Origin of the sequence: Micromonospora sp. NPDC023633, assembly GCF_040640035.1 — a bacterium.
In the GTDB taxonomy this organism is placed as follows: Bacteria; Actinomycetota; Actinomycetes; order Mycobacteriales; family Micromonosporaceae; genus Micromonospora.
In genome coordinates, this window is sequence record NZ_JBFABB010000184.1 from 1 (window position 1) to 9,939 (window position 9,939).

The 9,939-nt window shown below is 75.4% G+C and carries 12 protein-coding genes; 2 read left to right on the forward strand and 10 right to left on the reverse strand.

The window, feature by feature from the left end; genetic code table 11:
- Positions 1–271: 271 nt before the first annotated feature.
- Both AB0G13_RS32160 and AB0G13_RS32165 read right to left on the reverse strand, forming a co-directional pair.
- On the reverse strand, positions 272–1,573 hold the full coding sequence (locus AB0G13_RS32160) for an NAD(P)/FAD-dependent oxidoreductase (RefSeq protein ID WP_357882647.1): 1,302 nt from the start codon (positions 1,571–1,573) through the stop codon (positions 272–274).
- Between the two features lie 51 nt (positions 1,574–1,624).
- Entirely contained in the window at positions 1,625–1,978 is a 354-nt protein-coding gene (locus AB0G13_RS32165) for a glycogen debranching N-terminal domain-containing protein (RefSeq protein WP_357882650.1), read from the reverse strand.
- 225 nt (positions 1,979–2,203) lie between these two features.
- Between AB0G13_RS32165 and AB0G13_RS32170 the strand changes: the two genes are divergently transcribed.
- Positions 2,204–2,365, forward strand: coding sequence for a hypothetical protein (locus tag AB0G13_RS32170; protein ID WP_357882653.1), 162 nt, complete (start codon positions 2,204–2,206; stop codon positions 2,363–2,365).
- Between the two features lie 39 nt (positions 2,366–2,404).
- On the opposite strand, the gene AB0G13_RS32175 is transcribed toward AB0G13_RS32170, so the two are convergent.
- From AB0G13_RS32175 to AB0G13_RS32210, 8 genes are all read right to left on the reverse strand, one after another.
- The gene (locus AB0G13_RS32175; protein WP_357882656.1) at positions 2,405–2,938 is read right to left on the reverse strand and encodes a GNAT family protein; all 534 of its coding nucleotides are present in this window, start codon (positions 2,936–2,938) and stop codon (positions 2,405–2,407) included.
- Positions 2,939–3,000: 62 nt separating this feature from the next.
- Positions 3,001–3,396, reverse strand: a complete 396-nt coding sequence (locus tag AB0G13_RS32180) for a hypothetical protein (RefSeq protein ID WP_357882659.1) — start codon at positions 3,394–3,396, stop codon at positions 3,001–3,003.
- 41 nt (positions 3,397–3,437) lie between these two features.
- Positions 3,438–3,728 (reverse strand): DUF6510 family protein, encoded by a 291-nt coding sequence (locus AB0G13_RS32185; RefSeq protein ID WP_357882662.1) that lies wholly within the window; start codon positions 3,726–3,728, stop codon positions 3,438–3,440.
- 20 nt (positions 3,729–3,748) lie between these two features.
- On the reverse strand, positions 3,749–4,483 hold the full coding sequence (locus AB0G13_RS32190; protein WP_357882665.1) for a ferredoxin reductase: 735 nt from the start codon (positions 4,481–4,483) through the stop codon (positions 3,749–3,751).
- Positions 4,480–5,070, reverse strand: a complete 591-nt coding sequence (locus AB0G13_RS32195) for a sulfite oxidase-like oxidoreductase (protein ID WP_357882679.1) — start codon at positions 5,068–5,070, stop codon at positions 4,480–4,482. Before AB0G13_RS32195 ends, AB0G13_RS32190 begins: the two co-directional genes overlap by 4 nt.
- An 81-nt stretch (positions 5,071–5,151) precedes the next feature.
- Positions 5,152–6,174, reverse strand: coding sequence for a TerC/Alx family metal homeostasis membrane protein (locus AB0G13_RS32200; RefSeq protein ID WP_357882668.1), 1,023 nt, complete (start codon positions 6,172–6,174; stop codon positions 5,152–5,154).
- A 239-nt stretch (positions 6,175–6,413) separates the two neighbouring features.
- Entirely contained in the window at positions 6,414–7,403 is a 990-nt protein-coding gene (locus AB0G13_RS32205) for a glycosyltransferase family 9 protein (protein WP_357882670.1), read from the reverse strand.
- On the reverse strand, positions 7,396–8,574 hold the full coding sequence (locus tag AB0G13_RS32210; protein WP_357882673.1) for a glycosyltransferase: 1,179 nt from the start codon (positions 8,572–8,574) through the stop codon (positions 7,396–7,398). The genes AB0G13_RS32205 and AB0G13_RS32210 overlap by 8 nt, the downstream gene beginning before the upstream one ends.
- Before the next feature lie 73 nt (positions 8,575–8,647).
- On the opposite strand from AB0G13_RS32210, the gene AB0G13_RS32215 reads away from it, so the two are divergent.
- Positions 8,648–9,814, forward strand: coding sequence for a CaiB/BaiF CoA-transferase family protein (locus tag AB0G13_RS32215; RefSeq protein WP_357882676.1), 1,167 nt, complete (start codon positions 8,648–8,650; stop codon positions 9,812–9,814).
- Positions 9,815–9,939 lie beyond the last annotated feature (125 nt).

Consider the following 9,939-nt stretch of genomic DNA (forward strand, 5'->3'; position numbering starts at 1 on the left):
GGCCCTGGACGCGTTCGTCGCCGGCGCCCGGCCCGCCACCGACGCCGCCCTCGTCCCGCGCTGAGCCACCCCGACCGCCCGCGCCACCGACCACCTCCGCCTGGCCCTGGCCCCGCGCCGAGCCCCCGGCCGCGTCGGCGCGACCCGACGGCCCTCGCCCCGCACCCCCGGCCGCGTCGAAGGCGACCCGACGGCCCTCGCCCCGTGCCGGGCCCTGTCCGAGGCGTCGGGAAGCGGACCTTTCGTCCGCCCGGGACACCGGGTGGGCGGGTCAGCGGGCCCGGACGGCCACCTCCGGCGAGGAGCTCTCCAGCGGGACGGCGTTGGCCGGGACCAGGCCGAGTTGCACGGCCGGGCGCGGCAGCGCGGCGTCGAGCAGCCAGTCGCTGCCCACCCGGATCCGGTTGCCCGGCATCGCCAGCAGGTGGTAGCCGCGGGTGACCGCCTTGGCGGGCAGCCCGGACAGCGACACCTTCAGCGGGTTCGCCGCCGCGTCCTTGCCGCCCAGGTCGACCACCCAGCCCAGGTCGTGGTGCTTGTACGGCCGGCGTCGCCCCTGCCCGTAGGAGGCGGCGATGTTGTGCGCGGCCAACTTGCCCTGCCGCTGCGCGTGCTGCGCCGTCATGGTGCAGATCTGGCCGGGCCGGGCCAGGTCCGGCACGGCGGCCGCGTCGCCGCAGGCGTACACCTCGGGGAAGCCGGGGACGCCGAGGTACTCGTCGACGACCAGGCGGCCCCGCTCGGTGCGCAGCCCCAGCTCGGCGACGAACGGGTCGGGACGCACGCCGACACACCAGACCAGGGTGCAGGTGGGCACGTACTCGCCGTCGGTGAGGGTGACCCCGTCGGCGGTCGCCACGGCCACCGAGGTGCCCATCCGCACGTCCACGCCCCGGCGGCGCAGCACCCGGTCGGCGGTGTCCGACATCCGCTTGTCCAGCTCTGGCAGCACCCGGGGCGCCACGTCGAGCAGCATCCACTTCGGGCGGATCTTGAGCCGGGGGCGCTGGGAGACCAGCTCGTCGGTGAAGAGCTGGCCGTGCGCGGCCACCTCGGTCCCGGTGTAGCCGGCGCCGACAACCACGAAGGTGGCGCGCGCCTGCTGCTCGGCCGGGTCCTCGGTCTGCTCGGCCAGCTCGATCTGCCGGACCACGTGGTCGTGCAGGTAGAGGGCCTCGGGCAGGCCACGGAAGCCGTGGGCGTACTCGGTCACGCCGGGGATCGGCAGCAGCTTGTTGACGCTGCCGACGGCCAGCACCAGCCGGTCGTACGCGATCCGGTTGCGGTCCCCCTCCGGCTGGGTGAAGCCGACCCAGCGGTTCTGCAGGTCGACGTGGTCGGCCTCGCCGATCAGCACCCGCACCCCGTCGAGCGTCCCGGTCAGCGGCACGGAGATCCGCCGGGGCTCGACCACACCGGCGGCCACCTCGGGCAGCAGCGGCAGGTAGAGGAAGTAGTCGGTGGAGTTCAGCACCACGATCTCGGCCCGGCCCCGGGCCAGCCGGCTCAACGTCTTCGCCGCGTGGTAACCGGCGAACCCGGCCCCCACGATCACCACACGAGGTTTCGTCATTGCGGCCCCGTTCCCACCCCGGGGCGGGGCAAACGTGGCGGGTCGGACGATTCAGCACTCGGCCAGCCGGACGTGCCCGGTCCGCGGCAGGCCGGGTTGGGCGGGATTGGTCAGCACGTACTGGGCCGAGTAGTGGTCGACGGTCTCGGCGCGCAGCACCAGCAGCTGCTCGCCGTTGAGGGTGAGCACCCAGCCGAGCAGTCGGGTGTCCAGGTGCACCAGGCCGCCGATGCTGCCCGGCGGCACGTCCCCGCAGGGGTCGGAGTACATGAAGGTCGGGCCGCTGAGCACGGCGAGGGAGTCCGGGCCGAGCTCTGGCGGCATGGCCCGCTGGTCGCCGGTCTCCCGGGCCTCGGCCCGCAGGCCCGGCGTGGGGTCGGCCGGGGTCGGACGCACGACAGCCATGACTCGACCGTAGGAAGACCGTCGCCCCGCGTCATCACCCGCTCCGGGTGAACCGGCGCCGGGCACTCGCCGCGCCTCTGCGGTCCACCGGGCCCGACGCCGAAATGGACGTGGCTGGCCGGACTGTCGCGCCAGGGCGGATCACCCGGGGCGGGTGGGTGCGCCTCACCCGCCCCGGCGGCACGGTGGTGCTCCACCGCCACCCGAGCGACGGGAGGACAGCGCATGAGCACACCGATGTCGAACGACCAGCGACAGCCGATCTACCTGCGGCAGAGCGGTCGCAGGCAGCTCACGCCCCGGCAGCGCCGGCGCGTCGAGCAGAAGCAGGGACGCTTCGAGCGCCTCGGCGTCCAGCGGGCCGAGACGCGCCGGCCCGGGCGCTGACCCGGCGGCCGGTGGCGGTCGCGACGGGCCGCCACCGGCCTACGTACCGGCGGGGGACGGCGCGGTGATCGCCCACCGTTCGTGGTCGCGCCACGCCCCGTCGATGAACAGGTAGTCCGGCGAGTAACCCTCCAGCCGGAAGCCGAGCTTGCGGGCCACCCGGCGGGACGGCTCGTTGCCGGGCTGGATGTTCGCCTCCAGCCGGTGCAGGCCGAGCGTGTCGAAGGCGTGCCGGACCACCAGGCCGATGCCGGCGGAGGCGTGTCCGGTGCCGCTGTAGGGCAGGAATGCGGCGTAGCCGAGGTAGCCGCCGCGCAGCGCGCCCATGAGGATCCCGCTGATGTTCACGTAGCCGGCGATCGCCCCGGACTCCCGGTCGCAGATCAGGTAGCCGGCGTGGTCCCGGCGGCGGATCTTGCGCAGGTACGCGGCGTACCGCGCCGGGTCGTCGGGGGCGGCGAGCCAGGGATGGTGCAGGTCCCGGCTGCGCCGGGCCGCCGCGACGAACTCGGCCTCGTCGGTCGACCGGGGCCGGCGGATGGCGGCCGGACCCGCCGTACGCAGATACCTCACGGCGAACCACTGTCGCCGGGGGCGCCGCCGTTGTCCAGCGGGTTGCGGGCGCGCCCCGGCCCTCACGGGCTGGCCGGCCGGTCCGTCCCGCCGCCGGCCCGCTCCAGGGTGTAGTGGACGGTCTGGGCGACGATCCAGCCCTGCTCGATGAGGAACGAGTCCGCCCCGTCGCGGACCCGCACGCCCTCGATCTCCGCCGTCCACTCCAGGAACGCCACCCGCCCCTCGACCAACCGGTTCGTGTACGCGTACCGGGCGCCGGGCAGCTCCTCCTCCAGCAGCCGCGCCAGCTCCCCGACGCCCGCGTGCCCGCGGAACACGCCCCGCCGCTCCAGGACCACGCACGACGGCGACACGTTGCGCGCCAGGTCCTCCGCGAACCGGTGCTCGGCGGCCAGCCGCAGGTGGTCGTCGAACACCTCCCGCGCCGACCGCGCCCGCAGGGCCTCGTCCGCCACCCGACCCGCATCCGGTCCTGTCGCGGCGCCCTCCCCCGCCGTCACAGCGGGCCCGGGTACGGCTGCTCCGGCGGCATCGGCACCCGCAGGAAGGTGGCCCCGCGCAGGTCCAGCCAGGCGTGCTCGGGCGAGCGGACCAGCCGCAGCATCACCTCGGCGCAGTTCGGGCAGCGGCCGACGAGGCCGGGCGCGTGCGGGTAGACCCGCAGGCCGGCCATCGGGCCGAGCATCCCGCAGTGCTCGCACCGCCCGGCGGCGGTGCTCAGGTCGACGGCGAACAGCTCGCGCAGCGGGCCGTCGAGCATGTTGCCGTCCAGGTACGTGTCGGTCATCGGGCGCTCCTCCTCGACGCTCAGCCGGTCGGGCCGAACCGTTCGGTCCGCACCCGCCGGCTCTGGTGGCCCAGCCCGACGAGCAGGTCCGCCACCGTCTCCACGAACCCCGTCGGGCCGCAGACGTAGCAGAGCGGCTCCAGCTCGGGCGGCCAACCGTGGGCGACGACGTCGGCGGGCCCGATCCGGTGCGGCTCGCCCCGCCAGCCCTGCGGCGCCTCGCGGGTGTACACGTACGTGACGTCCAGGCCCAGGTCGTCGCGGACCCGGCGGCGCAGCTCGTCGGCGTAGAACAGGTCGGCCGGGGTGCGCACCGAGTAGAGCAGCCGGAACGGCGCCCGGCTGCCGGCGGCCCGGCGGGCGCGGACCATCGCCATCAGCGGCACGACGCCCGACCCGCCGGCCACCAGCAGCACCGGGGCGGTCTCCTCCGGCCGCCAGACGAACCAGCCGCCGACCGGGCCGCGCACCTCCACCGGGTCGCCCTCGGTGTAGACGTCGATCAGGTACGGCGACACCTCGCCGTCGGGCACCCGCTGCACGGTCAGCGTGATCCGGTCGGAGTCGGCCGGGCCGGCCAGCGAGTACGACCGCGCCGCCTGGTAGCCGTCGGGGGCGGTCAGCCGCACGTCGACGTGCTGCCCGGGCAGGTGCCCCGGCCAGCCGGGCGTATCCAGCACCAGGGTGTGCGCGGTCGGCGTCTCCACCCGGCGCTCGCGCAGCCGGGCCACCCGCCAGCGCAGCGGGGCGGTCAATCGCCCTGGTACCGCTGCTCACGCCACGGGTCCCCGTAGTCGTGGTAGCCGGCGGTCTCCCAGAACCCGGGCTGGTCCTCCGTGCCGAGCCGGATGCCGCGCACCCACTTGGCGGACTTCCAGAAGTAGAGGTGCGGCACGAGCAGCCGGGCCGGGCCGCCGTGCTCGGCCGGCAGCGGGCCGCCGTCGTAGCGGTGCGCGACCCACGCCCGCCCGCCGCGCAGGTCGGCCAGCGGCAGGTTCGTGGTGTAGCCGCCGTACGAGTGGGCCTGCGCGTACCGGGCCCCGGTGTCGACGCCCTCCAGCAGCGTGTCCAGGGAGACCCCCTGCCAGTCGGTGTTCCGCTTCGACCAGCGGGTGACGCAGTGGATGTCCACCGTCGGGGTCTCCTGGGGCAGCGCCATCAGCTCGTCCCAGCTCCAACGGAACTCGGCGCCGGACTCGGTGGAGACGACGAACTCCCACGTCTCCAGCGGCACCCGCGGCGTCGGGCCGGCGGATAGCACCGGGAAGTCCTGCGTCAGGTACTGCCCCGGCGGCAGGGCCGGCTCCGCGGAGCGGGGCCGGCCCTGGAAGCCCGGTGACACGATTCCCACCCGTCAGTCGTACCACCCGGGGTGGGGCGGCGAGGCGCGGTCGGCCGGAACCGCACCGCGACGGGTGACGCCTCAGTGCCGCTCGACCACGATCTCCTTCTCGCCCCGGCCGGCCTTGGCGGTGGCCCGCAGGCTGGTGAGGGTGACGATCACCAGGACGCCGATGATGACGCCCAGGGAGGCGAGGGTCGGGATCTCCGGCACGCCCTTCCAGATGCCGTGCGCCCAGTGCAGGCCCAGCTTGAGGCCGATGAACGCCAGGATGATCGCCAGGCCGTAGCTGAGGTGCACCAGCCGGCTGAGCGCGGCGTGCAGCACGAAGTAGAGCGCGCGCAGCCCCAGCAGGGCGAACGCGTTGGTGGCGAAGACCAGGTACGGGTCCTCGGTGATGCCGTAGACGGCGGGCACGGAGTCGACGGCGAAGACGATGTCCGTGGCGAGCAGCGCGGTCACCACGAGGGCGAACGGGGTGAGCGTCCGCCGGCCGGCAATGCGGACGACCATCTTCGGGCCGTGGTAGTCCTCGGTGACCGGCATGAACTTGCGCAGCAGCCGCACCGAGCGCATCTTGCTGATGTCGACTTCCTGCTCGTGCCCGGTGAGGGCGTCGCGCAGCAGCTTCGCCGCCGTCAGCAGCAGGATGATCGCGAAGAGCAGGAAGGCGAAGTCCAGGGTCTGCAGGGCCGCCGCGCCGATCGCGATGAAGACCGCGCGCAGCAGGAGCGCGCCGGTGATGCCGTACAGCAGGGCCCGCTGGGCCAGCTCGGCCGGCACCGCGAACGCGGCCAGCAGCAACATGAAGACGAACAGGTTGTCGACCGAGAGGGACTTCTCCACCAGGTAACCGGTGAGGTACTCCACACCCTGTTTCGAGCCGAAGCGGGCCCAGACCCAGGCGCCGAAGGCCAGCGGCAGGGCGATGTAGAAGGCGGACCAGCCCAGCGCCTCCCGCATCGACACCTCGTGCGGCTTGCGGGTGACCAGGAAGTCCAGCACCAGCAGGGCGAGCACGGCGGCGATGGTGACGCCCCAGAGCGTGGGGGTGCCCACCGACTGGAGACCGGCGGCGGCAGCAAGATATGACGAATCGGACATGGAGCCTCCTCGAACACCCTGTCATGTTCGAGGTCTCCTTCACCCACTTTTCGTGGGCAGCCACCCGAGGCGTGCTCCGGGCACGCCGTACTGACCGGGATGGCTCGTGGGAAGTACTCCCCTCGTCGCGACAAGGTTAGGGCAGGCCCGTGGGCTCGGCAAACGCGCACGCCGGAACACGCGTCCCGGCGCCGGACCGACACCGGGCACCCCCGGCGCCGCCGGCGTCCGCCGGGCGCTCAGCGGGCGGTGACGGCGGCGAGCACGGCCGCCACGTCGAGGTCGGCCATGCACGCCGGGCCGGCCGCGTCGAGCGGGCAGCGCGCCTCCCACCAGCAGGGCTGCTCGGTGATGGCGGTGGGGCGCCGGTACGCGCACCCGGGCAGGCCCTGGAGGTCGGTGCCGCCCATCCCGTACCGCCGGGCGTCGGTGGGACCGAACAGCGCCACGGTCGCGGCGCCGGTCGCGGCGGCGAGGCGCACCGGGCCGGTGTCCGGCCCGACCACCACCCCGCCGAGCCGGCGCAGCGCCGCGAACTGGCCGGCGAGGCTGGGCAGGTCGGAGCGGGGAAGCGGCACCCCGACCGGCGCGGCGGGGTCGACCGGGCCGACGGTGAGCACCGGGTGTCCGCGCCGGGTCAGGGCGCGGGCCAGCCGGTGCCAGTACCGGTCCGGCCAGCGCTTGACCGCCATCCCCGCGTCGGTGACGAGCACCACCGGCGGCGCGAGGGGCTCCCCCACCAGCCGCGCCACGGCCCGCTCCCCCGCCCGCAGGGCCTCGGCGCCCAGGTGCACCCGGGGCCGGGCGGCCCGGTCGGCCGCGTCGAGCAGCCCCTCGGCGCAGAGGATCTCCAGGTAGCGGTCGCCGACCGGCTGCTCGGGCGGCGGATCGCGCCACAGGTTCGTCACGGCCCGCCCGGCGCCGGCCTCGAGAAGCTCGGGGATGCCGTCGTAGCGGGTGGTGGCGACCGCCAGGTCCGGCCGGGTGGCCGCGAGCGCCGCGACGACCGCCTCCCGCTCGGCGCCCGGCCTGCCGTGCCGGGGCGTGCGCACCTCGGCGACCGCCGGGTCGGCGCGCACCAGGTCCGCCCCGGGGTCGTGGGTGAGCACCCGCAGCCGCGCGCCGGGGTTGCGGCGGGCCAGGCCGTGCACCGCCGGCAGCAGCATCAGCAGGTCGCCGATCCCGCCGAGCAGGTCGACCACCAGGATGTCCGAGTACCGGTCAGGCATCGACGCGTCCCAGGGTGCGGGCGTAGAGGTCGCGGTGCGCGGCAGCCACCCTCGGCCAGGAGTACGCGGCGGCGAAGGCCCGCCCGCGCTCGGCGAGCCGGCGGCGCAGCACCGGATCGGCGAGCAGCCTGCCCACGGTGCGTACGATCGCGGCGCTGTCGCGGCGGGCGCCGATCACCGCCACGGCCCCGCTGCGGTGCGGCCCGGCGTCGCTGGCGTCGGGCTCGGTCACGGCGGTCGGCACGCCGTGGGCGAGGGCGGCGAGCAGGGCCCCGCTCTTCGTGCTCACCCCGGCGGTGAACGGCAGCACCACCACGTCGGCGGCGTGCAGCGCGGCGGAGACCCGGTCGGCGGGCAGGTGCCCGGTGAACGTCATCGCGTCGGCCACCCCGCACCGCTGCGCCAGCCCGGTCAGCTCGGCGCGGAACGTCCGTGCCTCCTGCTCGGGCAGTGCCTGCGAGGTGAACCCGCCCACCACCAGCAGCCGCAGGTCGGGATGGTCGCGCCGCAGCTCGGGCAGGGCCTCGATGAGGTACCGCAGGCCCTTCACGGGGTGCACGAAGCCGAAGAAGGCCAGCAGCGGCGCGCCCTGCGGCAGGCCCAGCTCCGCCCGCAGGCGCGCCCCCGCGGTGGGCGCGCCGACGTGGTCGACGACGTTCGGGGCGATCGGGATGTGCGTGGCCGCCCGGCCGGTGCGCGTTTGGACCACGTCGCCGTGGCCGGGGTTCGTGACGATCACGGCGGCGCTGGCCGGCACCAGCCGGCCGGACTCCCGGTCCCAGCAGCGGGCCCGCTCCACCGCCGACCAGAGCCGCCCCGGCAGCCAGCCGGGGCAGGCCCACCAGCCGTACTCGTGCAGGGTGGTGACCAGCGGCACCCGCCGGGGCAGCCGCCAGGGCAGCAGTCCGGGCTGCCCCGAGAACCGGTACGCCGACGGGGCGAACTGCACGTGCACGACGTCGGGGGCCAGCTGACGGACCCGGCGGGCGGCCCGGGCGGTGGCGACCCGCCAGCGTCCCCGCTCGGCGTCGGGGCGTACCGGCACCGGGGTCGCCTCGACGCCGACGACGGCGAGCGCCTCGACCAGGTGCGTCACGTAGTCGCTGACGCCGTCGGCGTCGGGCCGACCGGGACCGTGCAGCATGGCCACCCTGATCCGCTCGTCGACCACGCCACCTCCCGCGTCTCGGCGGGCGGGTTCCCGACCCCTTACGACGCAAACGCGCCTCGCCTATGGTGTGCCGATGACCGAGGACGTCCCGGCCGGCCCGCTGGCCGGCGTGCGGGTGATCGAGCTGGCCGGCATCGGGCCCGGCCCGTTCGCCGCGATGATGCTGGCCGACCTGGGCGCGGACGTGGTCCGGGTGGACCGGGCCACCGACGTGGACCCGGAGGCGTTCGGCACCCCGCACCCGGACCTGCTCAACCGGGGACGCCGCTCGGTCGGGGTGGACCTGAAGTCCCCCGGCGGCCGCGAGGTGGTGCTGGCCCTGGTCGCCGGCGCCGACGCGCTGGTCGAGGGGTTCCGCCCGGGGGTCACCGAGCGGCTCGGCATCGGCCCGGCGGACTGCCTCGCGGTGAACCCCCGGCTGGTCTACGGGCGGATGACCGGCTGGGGGCAGGACGGCCCGGCGGCCCCGTACGCGGGGCACGACATCGGCTACGTGGCGTTGACGGGCGCGCTGCACGGCATCGGCCGGGCCGGCGAGCGCCCGGTGCCGCCGATGAACCTGCTCGGCGACTTCGGCGGCGGCGGGATGATGCTCGCCCTCGGCCTGGTCTCCGCCCTGTACGCGGTGCGCGGCGGCGCGCGGGGGCAGGTGGTCGACGCGGCCATCGTCGACGGCGTGGCGGTGCTCAGCACGCAGATCCACGCGCTGCGCCGGCTCGGCATGTGGCAGGACGCGCGCGGGGTGAACCTGCTCGACGGCGGCGCACCGTTCTACGACACCTACGAGTGCGCCGACGGCCGGTACCTGGCGGTCGGCGCGCTGGAGCCACGGTTCTACGACGAGCTCGTCCGGCGCACCGGCTTCCCGCTCCCCCCGGACGAGGCGCTGGACCGCACCGACCCGGCGAACTGGCCGGAGCTGCGCCGGTCGTGGGCGCGGCTGTTCCGCACCCGGACCAGGGACGAGTGGACGGCGCTGCTGGACTCCTCGGACGCCTGCGTGGCGCCGGTGCTGGACTGGCGGGAGGCGCCGGACCACCCGCACCTGGCGTCCCGGGGCACCTTCGTGCGGCGGGACGGGGTCACCCAGCCGGCCCCCGCGCCCCGCTTCTCGGGCACCCCCACCGCGCTACGCCGCCCGCCACCCCAGCCGGGCGAGCACACCGACGAACTGCTGGCCGAGGCGGGCTTCGACCCGGAGCGCGTCGCCGGCCTGCGCGCCGCCGGCGCCGTCGCCTGACCGGCCGCCACCGCCCCGGCCGGCACCCTCAGAGAGTGTTGTGATACCTGGACGTGACCTTCGCTGACTGTGTCAGCGAAGATCACTTCTGTGTCGCTGTGTCTGTAAACCGGTGTACGAGTCGT

Coding starts and splice junctions, on each gene's coding strand:
- AB0G13_RS32160 (WP_357882647.1), bottom strand. CDS start 1,573: ATGACGAAACCTCGTGTGGTGATCGTGGGGGCCGGGTTCGCCGGTTAC.
- AB0G13_RS32165 (WP_357882650.1), bottom strand. CDS start 1,978: ATGGCTGTCGTGCGTCCGACCCCGGCCGACCCCACGCCGGGCCTGCGG.
- AB0G13_RS32170 (WP_357882653.1), top strand. CDS start 2,204: ATGAGCACACCGATGTCGAACGACCAGCGACAGCCGATCTACCTGCGG.
- AB0G13_RS32185 (WP_357882662.1), bottom strand. CDS start 3,728: ATGACCGACACGTACCTGGACGGCAACATGCTCGACGGCCCGCTGCGC.
- AB0G13_RS32200 (WP_357882668.1), bottom strand. CDS start 6,174: ATGTCCGATTCGTCATATCTTGCTGCCGCCGCCGGTCTCCAGTCGGTG.
- AB0G13_RS32205 (WP_357882670.1), bottom strand. CDS start 7,403: ATGCCTGACCGGTACTCGGACATCCTGGTGGTCGACCTGCTCGGCGGG.
- AB0G13_RS32215 (WP_357882676.1), top strand. CDS start 8,648: ATGACCGAGGACGTCCCGGCCGGCCCGCTGGCCGGCGTGCGGGTGATC.